Consider the following 13633-nt stretch of genomic DNA (forward strand, 5'->3'; position numbering starts at 1 on the left):
ACACAGTGGTCGGCGGGGGGCGTCAGGCGATGACGTGGTGGAGCCGGGAGCGGCGGCTGCGCAGGCGCTCGCGGAGCGCGATCCAGACCGTGAGCATGACCTGCGCCAGGGTGAGCAGCAGGAAGACCGTGGAGTCCAGCAGTTGTACCCAGCCGGCGTGGTGGCCCGGGCTGAACCGGGCCAGCGAACCGGTCACCATCCGCAGGAAGACCGGGCCGAGGGCGAGCAGGAAGGTGCTCAGGCTGGCCGCGTAGCCGCCCAGGATCAGCCAGGAGTACCAGCGGGCGATCCGCCGGTCCACCGGGTGCCAGAGCGACTCGTCCAGCAGCCGGTCGCGGCGGCCCAGCACCCGGTTCAGCCGGTTGCGCAGCAGCCGCATCGCGGTGGTGTGCAGGTCGACGCAGCCGAGCACGGTGGTGATCAGCACGTAGATGTCGGTCCGCAGGTAGAGGAAGAACTGCCAGAGCAGCCGGACTCCGGTGGCGAAGGCGAGCCCCAGGCAGACCCGGCTGGCCAGGGTCGCCGCGCCGCCCGGCCCCCGGGTCGCGTCCGCCACGATGATGAGCAGGCTCAGCAGCACGACGTCGGCCACCATCCCGGCCAGGATCGGCAGATAGCGCTTGCGGCGCTGGACCGCGACCAGTCCGTCCAGCGCGGTCTCGATCACCAGGAAGTAGAACCGGTACGACATGCTGGTGCGCGACCGCACCCCCAGGCGGCGGGCGGCCAGCGCGTGGAACGCCTCGTGGACCGCGATCAGCGGGACGGCGGCGACCAGCAGGGTCAGGTTGATCACCGCGTAGTAGCTGCTGAACAGCATGTCCTTCGACCGCGGGAACAGCTCCGGCGCGCGGACCACGCAGACCGCCGCCCAGGCCACCAGCGCCGCGTAGCAGAGCCAGGCGACGGGTGAGAAGAGCGCCCGGCCGAGCCGCTGCCAGCGGACCGGCTCCAGCACCGCCGCCGCCTCGCCCGCCTCCCGGACGAAGCCGAGCTCGCGCAGCGCCTCGACCACGTCCGCCACGTCGGCGCTCTCGCCGTACTCCGCCTGGTACCAACGGGCCGCCTGCGCCGGGGTGTCGCCGGCCGCGAGACGGCGGACCAGTTCGGCGCCGTCGGGTGGGAAGATCGCGTAGGAGTCGGTGTCCGCGCGCCCGATGGTGACCTCCTCGCCGTCCTCCAGGTAGACCAGCGGGTGGAGTGCCAGCGGGGCGTCGGGATCCGCTGCGGGGTGGGTGTCGGCGGGTTCGGCCGCGGCGGAGTCGAGTTGCCCTTGGTCCGTCATGGTGCTCCTCCTGGGCGGCGGCGCCGACGTGCCCGGGCCGCCCGACCCACTCGGGCGGGTACCCGCGGCACGCCGACGCCTTGGATTCCATTACCGCTGAACCGGGTCGGCCGACCTGGGTCAGGCGGCCGGGTACATGTGACAAGCGGCGGTGGTCAGGCGGACCGGGCCGGCCTTGCGAATCTGGATCTTCTTCATCTCTGCACCTCCTTCTCTCGGGCGGGGGCTGGTGGTCCCATCCTCGACAAGGTGGCCATAGTCCCTCCAGAATCCCGCCAAACTCCTGGCGGACGGCTGGAAGCGGCCAGGAATTGGCGCCGCCCGGCAGTGGATTCGCCGGGCGTTCTGCGGGAATCAAGCGGAGGTCCTATTCGCGCTGCGGCTGGCATTTGTCCGGCGGGGTCGGGGAGTCCGGCGCCGCACGAAAGTCGGCGCGTGTGCGCAGGAAGTCGGCTCGTCCGGAAAGATTCATCGGCAGTTCATTTACCGACTCAGTGGCATTCGTCCTCGGCACCCGGCCGGAAATCGTGAAGCTGGCTCCGGCGGCCCGGCATTTCCCGCTGGCGGCCCGGGACGCGTACACCGGGCAGCACTACGACGCGGCCATGTCGGACGTGTTCTTCAGCGAGTGCGGCCTGCGCCGGCCCAGTGCGCGCAGGCGGCGTGCCTCTCTTTGCTCGCTGTCGGGGACGTCTGACCTGTTCAGGCCCTGATGCCCTTTGTGGGCGAACGAGAGGGTCATGAATCGCTCGGGTGAGTGAACCTGAGCGCGGGGGTGGGCATGGCCGGGGTGAGGACGGTGAGCAGGCCGGCGGCGACGGGAACCGGGCGGGCCGTGCCAGGTGTCGTCGAGGTGACAGCGGCCGCGCGGTATGCGAGGGTCGGGGCCGGCATCGTGCCGGCGTGCCGGGGCCGGCATCGTGAAAGCAGCGTGACCATGACCGACAGCTCCACCTCCTCGCCCGCTGCCGGGCGGCTGTCGCGGCGTGCCGCGCTCCGGCTGGCCGCCGGTGGTGCCACCGCGGCGGTGGTGGCCGGGTGCGGCCCGAGCCGGCCGGGCGGCGCGGCCTCGTCCGCCCCCGCGCGGTCGGCCACGCCCACGCCCGTGCCGAGTGGTGCGCCGACCGGCGGCGCGGCCACGACCCCCGCCGCCTCCGGCGGCAGTGTCGGCCCGGCGGACTGGGCGGCGCTGGCCAAGGATCTCCAGGGCACGCTGGTGCAGCCCGGCGAGGGCGCGTACGCCGAGGCGAGCCGGCTCTACCAGCCGCAGTTCGACACGCTGCGCCCGGCCGCGGTGGCCTATCCGGCCGGTGCCCAGGACGCCGCCACCTGCCTGGCCTTCGCCCGCCGCTACGGCGTGCCGATCGTGCCGCGCGGCGGTGGGCACAGCTACGCGGGCTGGTCCGGCGGACCCGGGCTGATAGTCGACGTGGGCCGGCTGAACGGTGTGTCGGCCTCCGGCGGCACGGCGACGATCGGCGCCGGCGCCCGGCTGATCGACGTGTACAGCGGGCTCGCGGCCCAGCAGCTCACGGTGCCGGCCGGCTCCTGCCCGAGCGTGGGCGTCGCCGGACTGGCCCTGGGCGGCGGGCTCGGGGTGACCTGCCGGGCGTACGGGCTGACCTGCGACAGCCTCACCGGCGCGGAGATCGTCACCGCGGACGGCCGGATCCGCCAGGTGTCGCCCGACAGCGACGCCGACCTGCTCTGGGCCCTGCAAGGCGCCGGCGGCGGCAACTTCGGCGTGGTCACCTCGCTGTCGCTGCGCACCCACCCGGCCGTGGACTGCTCCTACGGCTTCCTCTCCTGGCCCTGGTCGCAGGCGGCGGCGGTGATCGCCGCCTGGCAGCGGTGGGCGCCCGGTGCGCCGGACCAGCTCTGGGCGGACCTGCATCTGCAGGCCTGGCCGGACGGCCGTCTGACCCTCAGTAGCACGGTCAACTACCTCGGTCCGCAAGGAGAGTTGGCGAACCTGGTGGACCAACTCGGGGTCCGGCCGCAGTCGGTGTCGCTGCACTCCGCTTCCTACCTCGCGACCATGCAGGTGATGGGCGGCGTGTCCGGCTGGTCGCCGGCCGCCGCCCACCTGGCCGGCACGCTGCCCGGGCACTCCCCGCAGGGCCGGCTCACCAGGGAGTCCTACGGCGCCCGTTCGGACTTCTACACCCGGCCGATCGACCCGGCGGGCGCCGCCGCCCTGGTCGCCGCCGTGGCACGCTACGCCCGGACCGCGCCGCAGGGCGGCAGTTGCGCGGTCGCCTTCGACTCGCTCGGCGGCGCCGTCAACCGGGTCGGCCCGCAGGACACCGCGTTCGTCCACCGCAGCGGCCTGTTCCTCGCCCAGTACATCGCCAACTACCCCGATCCCGGCGCGGGTTCGGGCCCCGGGGTGGACCAGTCGCAGGCCTGGCTGCGGGACGTCTGGTCCACCATGCGCTCGTACGCCAGCGGCGAGGCCTACCAGAACTACGCCGACCCGCAGCTGGCCGACTGGGAACAGGCCTACTACGGCGTGAACGCGCCCCGGCTGCGCCAGGTCAAGCAGAGCTACGACCCCGACGGACTGTTCCGCTTCCCGCAGGGCATCCCGACCTCCTGACCGAGGTTCCGCGGGGGAGTGCCGCCCGTGCCCGGGGCCTGGGCCGGGACCGTTCTCAGCCCGGGACCGTTCTCAGTCCGGGAGGGCCTCGCCGGCCGGCCCGGCGAGCAGGGCGAGCAGGCTGCGGCGGGCGAAGTCGACGTGCTCACCGGCGAGTTGGTCGAGCTGCTCGGGTGTGCCGCCGTCCCGCAGCAGGCGGGCCAGCTCGCGGTGCTCGCCGACGACCAGGGCGCGGTACTGCCCGCGGGCCAGCGACGCCCGTTGCAGCTGGAACAGGAACACCTGTGAGCGCAGGGCCTGCCAGGCCTGGGTGAGCCGGTGGTTTCCGGCGGCGGCGTAGATCTGGTCGTGGAAGGCCATGTCGAGGGCGAGCAGCCGCGGCACCGGGGCGCCGGCGGCCAGTTCGGCCGCCATCTCCTCGACGAGCCGGTCGAGTTCGTCGAGCTGCGGCGCCGTCGCCAGGCGCCGGGCGGTGACGGCGGCGAGCCGGTCGAGCGCGGCGCGCACGCGGTAGACCTCGTCCACGTCGGCGGCGGTCGCCGCCACCACGGTGGTCGGCCGGTGCCAGTCGGTGCGGATCAGCCCCTCGCGCCGCAGTTGGGCGAGCCCCTCGCGCACCGCGCCGCGGCTGACGCCCAGTGACTCGGCCAGTTCGGTCTCGCGCAGTGGGGCGCCGGGCGGGAAGCGGCCTTCGAAGATCGCCTCGCGGACCCGGTCGGCGACTTCGTCGGCCAGCCCTCGCCGGGCCGCCTTCTGGAGGGGTTCATCCTTCATGTTCGAATGTTGACATTGGCAGCGCCCCAGGATCAAGGTGGGGTCAGCACCGCTTTCCACGGGGTCTTCCCTTCCCAACTCCCCTTCAGGAGCGCCAGACCGTGACTCGTCCTGCCTTCCACCTCGCCATCCCGGTCGACGACCTGGCCGCGGCCCGCGCCTTCTACGGCGGCCTGCTCGGCCTGACGGAGGGCCGGTCGACCGACGGCTGGGTCGACTGGGACTGCCACGGGCACCAGGTGGTGACGCACCTGGTGCCGGGCGTCCGTTCGCAGGCCGCCGGGTACGGCACCGTGGACGGGCACCGGGTGCCGGTGCCGCACTTCGGGCTGGTGCTGGGCGTCGAGGAGTTCCGGTCGCTGGCCCGGCGGTTGGCGGACGCCGGTACCGGCTTCGTGATCGAACCCTGCCTGCGTTACGCCGGGAAGCCGGCCGAGCAGTGGACCATGTTCCTGCTCGACCCGGCCGGCAACGCCCTGGAGTTCAAGGCGTTCCGCGACGAGGCCCAGCTCTTCGCCCGATGAGGGGCGTCCTGGTCACCGGGGCGTCGCGCCTGCGGCTGTGACCCGCACCCGCACCCGCGCTGTGCCCGCACCCGCGGCTGTCGCCCGCACCCGCCCCCACCTGCGGCGATGACCCAGCAGCCGGACAGTCGTCACTCAGCAGGGGCTTGACGCGACCTGAGCACGGAGCGAACCTGATCAGCGAGATCTGACATGTTACGTGTGCCATTACACAGACGGGTTGGCGGCCGCACTTGTCCGACGCCGCCGGAAGGCCGGGTGGACCGCCGGACAAGGGGGGTCCATGGAGCTGGAGCTTCGGCACCTGCGGGTGCTGTGCACGATCGCCGACAGCGGGAGCGTGGGACGGGCCGCCATGGCGCTCGGGGCCTCGCAGCCGGCCACCAGCACCCAGCTGCGCCGGATCGAACGCATCCTGGGCGCACCGCTGTTCGAGCGGACGGCCGCGGGCGTCGCGCCGACCTGCTTCGGAGTCGAGGTGCTGGGCACCGCGCGCGAGGTGCTGGCCCGGATCGACGGTCTCGGCCGGCCGGCGGGGGAGGAGGCCGCGCCCGCCCGCCAGGAGGTCCGCCTGGTGGCGACCAGCACGCTCATCCTGCCCGGGCTGCTCGGCCGGACCCGCCGGCAGCGGCCCGATCTGCTGCTCACAGTGAACGCAGTCCAGCGCATCTCGGAGGTGGTCGAGCTGCTGGAGCTGGAGAAGGCGGACGTCGCCATCGCCGTCGACTACCCGGGCCTGGAGCTGCGCCACTCGCGGGCCGTGGCGCACCGCGACATCGCCACCGAGCCGGCCTTCGTGGCGCTGCCGGCCGGCCACCGCCTCGGCCGGCGCACCGAGATCGCCCTGGCCGACCTGGCCGAGGAGACCTGGTTGCTCGCGCCGGACGACGGGGCCGGGTGGCCCGAGGTCTTCCATCGGGCCTGCGCGGCGGCCGGCTTCGCGGCGGTGGCGGTGCGGGAGTTCTGCGGCGGCCGGCTGGAGCTGCAGGACATGATCGCCGCCGGCCTCGGGATCTCCATCGTCCGGGCGAGCACCCGGCCGCTGGGCGAAGTGGTCGTCAGGCCGCTGACCGGCATGCCGATCCGGGTCCGCCACCTGCTGGTCTGGCGGACCGCGGCGGTGGGCGGCGAGATCGCGGAGGCGCTGTTCGGTGCCGCGACGGCGGCCCACCGGGACCTGGTCGCCGGCGTGCCGCAGGTCCAGCCGTGGATCGGTGGTGTCCACGGCGAGGCGCGCCCATAGCCGTGCCGGGCCGTGCCGTGCTGGGCCGGTCGCGCTGTCGCGCCGGGGTCAGGCGTGTTATGGCCGAAGCCGCACTGTCATATGACCTGTGACATTGTTCTGACTCTCATTTGATGACAGGCTGCACGCCATTCCCCCTCGCTTCACCTGATGCTCAGTGAGATACCCCCACAGGAGAAGGAATTCGCCGTGCGTCTGCGTATACCGATCCCCACCCTCATGGCCGTCGTCGCCACCGCCGCCACGGCGGCCGCCATGCTGCCGGCCCCGGCGCTCGCCGCGTCCGGCCCGGCCACCGTCAAGGCGGCCACCTCGGCCACCGCGGCCTCCGCCGCCCTCCCCAAGCCGTTCGGCCCCGTGGTCCGGACCGGCTCCGAGGACCTCGCCCCCACCGCGGCCCCGCTGGCGCCGGCCCTGCTCGGCCAGGCCACGCTGGCCCAGCCGGCCGGCACGGCCGTGCAGACCACGCCGCGCCCGGCCGACCAGCAGGCGGCCCCGGCCAATCCGGCCGCTGCCGGCACGAAGACAGCGAAGACGGCGAAGACGGCGAAGGCCGCCGCCGCGCAGAGCTGCACCCCGGCCGACTTCGGCAGCCGGAGCGGCGCCGACCTGGTCTCCTTCGTCGAGAACTCGACCACCGACTGCGTCAACACGCTGTTCAACGTCACCGGAACCGACGCGGGCGACATCTTCAAGCAGCAGCAGATGCTGACGGTCGCCCAGGCCTTCCAGAACCTCGCGACCAGCTACACCGGCGACGACTCGACCGGCATCTGGCAGCTGGTGCTCTTCCTGCGGGCCGGCTACTACGTCCAGTCCTACAACTCGGCGGCCGTCGGCAACTACGACGCCACGCTCGCCGCCGCCACCGAAGCCGGCCTGGACGCCTTCTTCGCCGGCCAGCACTGGACCGACGTCACCGCCGCCAACGGCAACGTGCTCTACGACGTGCTGGTCCTGACCGACAGCGCCAACCTGCAGAGCAAGTACCTGAACATCTACAAGCAGGTGCTGACCAGCTACAACAACTCCTACAACGCGTTCCCGACCATGGTGAACGCGGTCAACGCCGTCCTGTTCGCGCCGCTCTGGCGGGCCAACTTCAACCCGGACTTCGTCAACGCGGTCAGCGCCGACCCGAGCATCGTCAACACCCTGAGCACCTTCGCGACCGCGCACGAGGACCTGCTCAGCGGGGCGAACGCCTTCCTCGACGTCAACGCGGGCAACGACCTGGCCCGGATGGCCGGTGACAACGCCACCATCGAGGCCGTGGCCAAGCCCCTGGTGAAGACGGTCCTCGACGCCGCCCCGATCAAGGGCGCCACCGGCGCGCTCTACGTGCACACCGCCTACCAGGCGGACCAGTACGACGCCGCCCAGTGCTCCTACTACGGCACCTGCGACCTGCCGGCCGTGCTGAGCGCGGCGATCCTGCCGAACACCCTGGTCTGCGACAACCGAACGATCGCGACCGAGGACCTCTCGCCGGCCGACCTGGCCGCCGTCTGCACCAGCCTGCGCGGCGAGGACACCTTCTTCCACAACATGGTCAAGGACGACGGCCCGGTTCCCGGCCAGTACGCCAAGACCGTCACGATGGCGATCTTCGCCAACCAGGCCGACTACGTCACCTACTCCTGGGCGATCTTCGGCAACTCCACCGACAACGGCGGCCAGACCCTGGTGGACGCCACGGACCCGACCGACCAGGCCGTGTCGGTGATGTACCGGAAGGCGTGGAACGACGGCTTCACGGCGAACGTGTGGAACCTGAACCACGAGTACACGCACTACCTCGATGCCATCTACGACATGAAGGGCAACTTCACCGCGCAGACCAGCGTCCCGGACATCTGGTGGATCGAAGGGGTCGCCGAGTACGAGTCCTACACCTACCGCGGCACCACCGACACCCAGGCGATGACGGAGGCGGCCGCGCACACCTACAAGCTCAGCACCATCTTCCAGAACACGTACGACAACTCGGACTCGGTCCGCACCTACCCGTGGGGCTACCTGGCCGTCCGGTACATGTTCGAGAAGCACCCGGCCGACATCACCGCCATGCTGAACGACTTCCGCGCGGGTGACTTCGCGGGCGCCTACGCGGTCTACAACAGCATCGGCACCGGCTACGACGCCGACTTCGACAGCTGGCTCAACACCTGCGCCGCCGGCGCCTGCTACGCGGCCGGACCGACGTCCCTGTTCAACCAGTCGGTGAACGGGGCCACGGTCAGCCTGACCGACACGTCCGTCGAGACCGCCAGCTCCGCCCAGATCAGCTCCTGGCACTGGACCTTCGGTGACGGCAGCTCGTCCGACCAGCAGAACCCGACCCACACCTACGCGGCCGCCGGCACCTACACCGTCGACCTCACCGTGACCGACAGCAGCGGCAAGAGCGCCAGCACCCCGGCCTCGGTCACCGTCACCACCGGCGGCGTGGCCACCCTGCCCACCTGCACCGACACGCGCACCGACGCGATGGGCCAGAACTGCTCCCGGGCCAACCGCGCCGAGGCCGCGGGCAACTCGGACTACATGTACATCTACCTGCCGGCCGGCACCAGCACGCTGACGGTCTCCACCTCCGGCGGCACCGGCACCGCCTACCTGTACTACAACCCGTCCACCTGGGCCTCGCCGAGCGCCTTCACCGCCTCCTCCACCAACCCCGGCACCGCCCAGAGCATCACCGTCACCAACACCACGGCCGGCTACCGCTACCTCAGCCTCTACGCCGACACCGCCTTCAGCGGGGTCACGGTCAGCACGCAGTACTGAGCCCTGAACTCCGGATTCTGCAGCCTGAGTTCGGCAGCTGATCCAGCGGGCAGTCACGGGTACGGCGATCAGCCGTCCGGTGGCTGCCCGCTGGTCTCTGCGATGAGCGCGCGGGGCGGCACCCGTGCGGTGCCTACCGGGTGGTCAGCAGCAGCCGTGCCACTGGTAGTTGGTGGGGACCTCCGGGCCGGGCTCGGGATCGTCGCTGCTGACGGCGAGGACGGGGTGGATGGTGGTGCCCTGCTTGATGGTCTCGGTGACCTTGATGTCCTTGATCTCGTCCTCCGGGATGGTGAGGGGGTTCGCGGAGAGGATCACCAGGTCGGCGAGTTTGCCGACCTCGATGCTGCCCTTGCGGTCCTGCTCGAAGTACTGGTGGGCGGCGTTGATGGTGATGGACCTGACCGCGTCCAGGGCCGACACGCACTGCTCGGGCCCGAGGACGACGTCGTCGCCGCGGGTGCGGCGGGTGACCTGGCTGGACAGGATGGCGATCGAGTTCGGCAGGGCCACCGGGGCGTCGTGGTGCGAGGTGTAGCGCAGCTGCCGGTCCAGGGCCCAGCGGGCCGGCGAGATGGTGGCGGCGCGCTCCGGACCGAGGACGGTCTTGCGGTACCAGTCGCCCCAGTAGTAGGTGTGCATGGAGAAGAACGACGGGATGATGTCCAGGCGGGCGAAGTCCTCGATCTGGTCCTCGCGGGCGGTCTGCGCGTGGATCGCCACCGTCCGCCGGTCGCCGGGGCCCGCCTCGGCGGCGGCGGCCTCGACCGCCTCGACGAACTGGTCGATCGCGGCGTCCCCGTTGACGTGCGCCAGCACCTGCCAGCCCTTGGCGTACGCGGTGCGGACCTGGTCCAGGACGACCTGGGGGTCCTTGACGGTGGGGTAGCCGCAGTAGCCCTCGGGCGTGCCCTCCGGCCGCTCCTCGTAGGGCTCGGTGAGCCAGGCGGTCCTGCCCTGCGGGGATCCGTCCAGGTACATCTTCACCCCGGCCGCCCGCACGCCCCGCTTGTACTCCTGGCTCGCACCGACCGGGTCCGCTTCCGGTGATGCCGTCGCCTCGTCGGCCCGGGCGTAGGCGACCACGTCGATCTTGAAGGGCAGGACGGCGGCCGCGTCGCGCAGCGCCTGGAGGTTCTCCAGGGTGGCGCCGCCCTCCTGGACGGTGGTGAAGCCGAACCGGGCGGCCGATGCCACGCCCTTGCTGAAGAGGGTGGCCAGCGCGGTCAACGGCAGGCCCTTGGTGGCCTTTTCGGAGGCGGGGGTGAAGGCGGTCTCCTCCAGCACGCCGTTGGGCTCGCCGAACGGGCGGGCCACCGGGCCGGGTTGGCGGCGGATGACGCCGCCGTCCGGGTCCGGCGTGGCCTTGGTGTAGCCCAACTCCCGCAGGCCGCGGCTGTTCACCGCGCCGAGGTGGAAGGACTGGTGGATGGCCAGCACCGGCCGGGTGGTGGACACCTCGTCGAGATCCTCGCGGGTGGGGTGGCAGCGTTCGGCGAGCGTGGCGTCGTCGTAGCCGAAGCCGATGATCCACTTGGAGGTGAGGCCCACCGGGGTCTTCGCCCAGGCGCGCAGCTTCTCCTGGAGCGAGGCGATGTCGGTGACGTCGCCGTCGGGAGCCGCCAGCAGATTGGCGAGCGTGGCCTGCAGCCCGATGCCGCCCAGGTGGCCGTGGGCGTCGATGAACCCCGGCAGCAGCGCGCGACCGTCCAGGTCGCGCACCCGCGTTCGCGGCCCCTGCCAGCGGCGGACGGCCTCCTGGTGGTCGCCGACGTGGACGATCACACCGTCCTTGACGGCCACCGCCTCGGGACCGGGATCGGACTGCTGCGCGTCGGCGGCGACCGTCACGATCTCACCGCCGTGGAAGATGACATCAGCCTCCTCGTACCGCTCCACCGCGTCGACCCCGTCGGCGTCCGTCGTCCTGCCCGGCTGACCGCTCATTCCGATTCCCTTCGCTGGCTACGTTCGGTGCCCGCTTGCCTACCCAGGGATATCGGGTTGAACCTGCTCCCGGCCTGCCGCGGGATCCGCGGTGAACGGGTCCATGGTGCGACGGTGCTCGGGAACCGGGGTGCCGGGGGCGGACCAGAGGTCCGCCGGTACGACGCCCAGGGACCTGCCGTGCGGGTCCAGGAGGTGGCCCAGCAGCTTGTCCTGACGGAGCATGATCGCCCGGTCGACGATGTCGAGGCTGGGGTGCATGGTCGCGAGCTGCGTCTCGAAGCGCAGGACATCGGCGAGCGAGTGCAGGCTCGCTTCCAGGACGAGGTTGTACGGGCCGCTGACGGCGGCGCAGTTGCGGGTCTCCGGGTAGCGGACCAGCGCGTGGCCGACCTCCGGGAGATCCGTGGGCGGTACTCGGGCCCAGAAGGTGGCCGCGACCGGCCAGCCGCCCAGCGGGCGGGCGAAGTCGCAGCGGAAGGTGATCAGTCCGAGGTGGCCGAGCCGGTCGATCCGGCGCTTCACGGTGGCGGCGCTGGTCTCCAGCGCGGTGGCCAGCGCCTGGTAGGAGGCTCGGCCGTCGACCGCCAGCCGCCGCAGGATCGCCCGGTCGAAGGGGCTGATCTCCGGCGATCCCCGGCGGGCGCGCGGTTGCTCGGGTGACGCGGTCAGTTGGGCGCGTTGGCCGGGGTCGAGCGCGGCGATCCGCCAGCTGCCGCCCTCGGTGAACAGGTGGGTGGCGATCCGGGTGCGCACGGCGGTCACGCCCGCGATCGCCGGCAGCTGGTCGAGGGTGTAGCGGGACATCGCGAGCAGGTCGCGGGTCGCCACCGTCACCAGCAGGTCGTGGCTGCCGGCCGGGCGTTCGATGGTGAGCGCGTGCGCCTGGCCGCTCAGCGCCCGGGCGACGGCGGCGGCGCTGCCGACGGCGCACTCGATCTCCACGAAGGCGACGCAGATGTGCTCGAAGAGCAGCGGGCCGGGCGAGCCCAGGATCCAGGCCTCACCGCGCTGCGCCAGGCGGGTCCACCGGCGGGCGACGGTGACGGGATCCACCCCGAGCGCGGCGCCGAGGACGGACCAGGACGCCCTCGGCCGCAGTTGGAGGGCGTGGATGAGCGCCAGATCGTCCTCGCTCAGCATCCTCGCTGGTTCCTGCATCCAAGGGCCCTTCGCTGCGGGATTCCTGCGTTTTCGTCATGACGGATGACAAGCATCGCACTGTGGGCACAACGGAGTTCGGGGGCCCCGGGAGGCGGGGTCCGGACAGGAGGAGCGGTTCATGAGCCAGTCGTTCGGTTCGTATCAGGACGAGATCTACGGCGGCGGCCTGCGCGGGATCGTGCCGTCGTACCCGATGACCTACGAGGGTTGGGAAGCCGGCGCGCAGGCCGCGCTGCCGCCGTCGGTGTGGTCCTACGTGGCGGGCGGCGCCGGCAACGAGCACACGCAGCGGGCCAACGTCGCCGCCTTCGAGGGCTGGGGGCTGGTGCCGCGGATGTTCGTCGGGGCCGCGCGACGCGACCTCTCCGTCGAGCTGTTCGGGATGCGGCTGCCGACGCCGCTGTTCATGGCCCCGGTCGGCGTCATCGGTCTCTGCGCCCAGGACGGGCACGGTGACCTCGCCACGGCCCGGGCCGCCGCGCGCACCGGGGTCCCGATGGTCGCCTCGACCCTGTCGGTGGACCCGATGGAGCAGGTCGCCGCGGAGTTCGGCCAGACCCCGGGCTTCTTCCAGCTCTACACCCCGACCGACCGGGAGCTGGCCGAAAGCCTGGTGCGGCGGGCCGAGTCGGCCGGCTTCAAGGCCATCGTGGTCACCCTGGACACCTGGGTCACCGGGTGGCGTCCCCGGGACCTGGCGACGAGCAACTTCCCCCAGCTGCGCGGCCACTGCCTGACCAACTACACCAGCGACCCGGTCTTCCGGGCCCAGTTGGCCCGCACGCCGGAGGAGGACCCCGGCGCGGCCATCCTGCGCTGGATGCAGGTCTTCGGCAACCCGCTGACCTGGGAGGACCTGCCGTGGCTGCGGTCGCTCACCGCGCTGCCGCTGATCGTGAAGGGCATCTGCCACCCCGAGGACGTGCGGCGCGCCAAGGACGGTGGAGTGGACGGCATCTACTGCTCCAACCACGGTGGGCGCCAGGCGAACGGCGGGCTGCCCGCGCTGGACGCCCTGCCCGGCGTCGTCGAGGCGGCCGGTGACCTGCCGGTGCTCTTCGACTCCGGCGTCCGCAACGGCACCGACGTGGTCAAGGCCGTCGCGCTGGGAGCCACCGCTGTCGGCATCGGCCGCCCGTACGCCCACGGCCTGGCCCTGGGCGGCACGGAGGGCATCGTCCACGTGCTGCGCTCGATCCTGGCCGAGGCCGACCTGACCATGGCGGTCGACGGCTACCCCGACCTCGCCAGGCTCACGCCCGAGGCACTGCGCCGAACCCGCTGACCCGCTGACCCGGTGACCCGGT

General features: G+C 72.1%; 10 protein-coding genes. 6 read left to right on the plus strand and 4 right to left on the minus strand.

Annotated elements, in window-relative coordinates; all coding sequences use genetic code 11:
* Positions 1-22 precede the first annotated feature (22 nt).
* A complete protein-coding gene (locus OG403_RS28015; RefSeq protein WP_329569082.1) occupies positions 23-1285 on the minus strand; it encodes a hypothetical protein in 1263 nt (420 codons plus the stop codon).
* A 437-nt stretch (positions 1286-1722) separates the two neighbouring features.
* Here OG403_RS28015 and OG403_RS28020 point away from each other — a divergent pair, with 437 nt between their 5' ends.
* On the plus strand, positions 1723-1998 hold the full coding sequence (locus tag OG403_RS28020) for a hypothetical protein (protein WP_329569084.1): 276 nt from the start codon (positions 1723-1725) through the stop codon (positions 1996-1998).
* Positions 1999-2222: 224 nt separating this feature from the next.
* Positions 2223-3884: an FAD-binding oxidoreductase gene (locus OG403_RS28025; RefSeq protein WP_329569086.1), complete on the plus strand. Its 1662-nt coding sequence runs from the start codon at positions 2223-2225 to the stop codon at positions 3882-3884.
* A gap of 72 nt (positions 3885-3956) precedes the next feature.
* Here OG403_RS28025 and OG403_RS28030 read toward each other — a convergent pair whose 3' ends face one another.
* Positions 3957-4658, minus strand: a complete 702-nt coding sequence (locus OG403_RS28030; RefSeq protein WP_329569088.1) for a GntR family transcriptional regulator — start codon at positions 4656-4658, stop codon at positions 3957-3959.
* 101 nt (positions 4659-4759) lie between these two features.
* On the opposite strand from OG403_RS28030, the gene OG403_RS28035 reads away from it, so the two are divergent.
* From OG403_RS28035 to OG403_RS28045, 3 genes are all read left to right on the plus strand, one after another.
* On the plus strand, positions 4760-5182 hold the full coding sequence (locus OG403_RS28035; RefSeq protein WP_329569090.1) for a VOC family protein: 423 nt from the start codon (positions 4760-4762) through the stop codon (positions 5180-5182).
* 283 nt (positions 5183-5465) lie between these two features.
* Positions 5466-6425 (plus strand): LysR family transcriptional regulator, encoded by a 960-nt coding sequence (locus OG403_RS28040; protein WP_329569092.1) that lies wholly within the window; start codon positions 5466-5468, stop codon positions 6423-6425.
* Between the two features lie 189 nt (positions 6426-6614).
* Positions 6615-9215 carry a collagenase gene (locus OG403_RS28045; RefSeq protein WP_329569094.1) on the plus strand — a complete coding sequence of 867 codons (2601 nt, stop codon included), beginning with the start codon at positions 6615-6617 and terminating at the stop codon, positions 9213-9215.
* A gap of 144 nt (positions 9216-9359) precedes the next feature.
* Here the strand turns inward: OG403_RS28045 and OG403_RS28050 are convergent, their stop codons facing one another.
* Both OG403_RS28050 and OG403_RS28055 read right to left on the minus strand, forming a co-directional pair.
* Complete coding sequence (locus OG403_RS28050) at positions 9360-11162, minus strand: amidohydrolase (RefSeq protein WP_329569097.1); 1803 nt, start codon at positions 11160-11162, stop codon at positions 9360-9362.
* A gap of 39 nt (positions 11163-11201) precedes the next feature.
* The gene (locus OG403_RS28055) at positions 11202-12305 is read right to left on the minus strand and encodes an Lrp/AsnC family transcriptional regulator (RefSeq protein WP_329569099.1); all 1104 of its coding nucleotides are present in this window, start codon (positions 12303-12305) and stop codon (positions 11202-11204) included.
* Between the two features lie 139 nt (positions 12306-12444).
* Between OG403_RS28055 and OG403_RS28060 the strand changes: the two genes are divergently transcribed.
* On the plus strand, positions 12445-13611 hold the full coding sequence (locus OG403_RS28060) for an alpha-hydroxy-acid oxidizing protein (protein WP_329569101.1): 1167 nt from the start codon (positions 12445-12447) through the stop codon (positions 13609-13611).
* The last annotated feature ends 22 nt before the right edge of the window (positions 13612-13633 follow it).

The organism is Kitasatospora sp. NBC_01266, assembly GCF_036242395.1.
Classification (GTDB): Bacteria; Actinomycetota; Actinomycetes; order Streptomycetales; family Streptomycetaceae; genus Kitasatospora.

What these genes read in the sequence shown, in the direction of transcription:
- OG403_RS28015 (WP_329569082.1), bottom strand. Translation starts at nt 1,285, where the DNA reads ATGACGGACCAAGGGCAACTCGACTCCGCCGCGGCCGAACCCGCCGAC.
- OG403_RS28025 (WP_329569086.1), top strand. Translation starts at nt 2,223, where the DNA reads ATGACCGACAGCTCCACCTCCTCGCCCGCTGCCGGGCGGCTGTCGCGG.
- OG403_RS28030 (WP_329569088.1), bottom strand. Translation starts at nt 4,658, where the DNA reads ATGAAGGATGAACCCCTCCAGAAGGCGGCCCGGCGAGGGCTGGCCGAC.
- OG403_RS28040 (WP_329569092.1), top strand. Translation starts at nt 5,466, where the DNA reads ATGGAGCTGGAGCTTCGGCACCTGCGGGTGCTGTGCACGATCGCCGAC.
- OG403_RS28050 (WP_329569097.1), bottom strand. Translation starts at nt 11,162, where the DNA reads ATGAGCGGTCAGCCGGGCAGGACGACGGACGCCGACGGGGTCGACGCG.
- OG403_RS28055 (WP_329569099.1), bottom strand. Translation starts at nt 12,305, where the DNA reads ATGCTGAGCGAGGACGATCTGGCGCTCATCCACGCCCTCCAACTGCGG.
- OG403_RS28060 (WP_329569101.1), top strand. Translation starts at nt 12,445, where the DNA reads ATGAGCCAGTCGTTCGGTTCGTATCAGGACGAGATCTACGGCGGCGGC.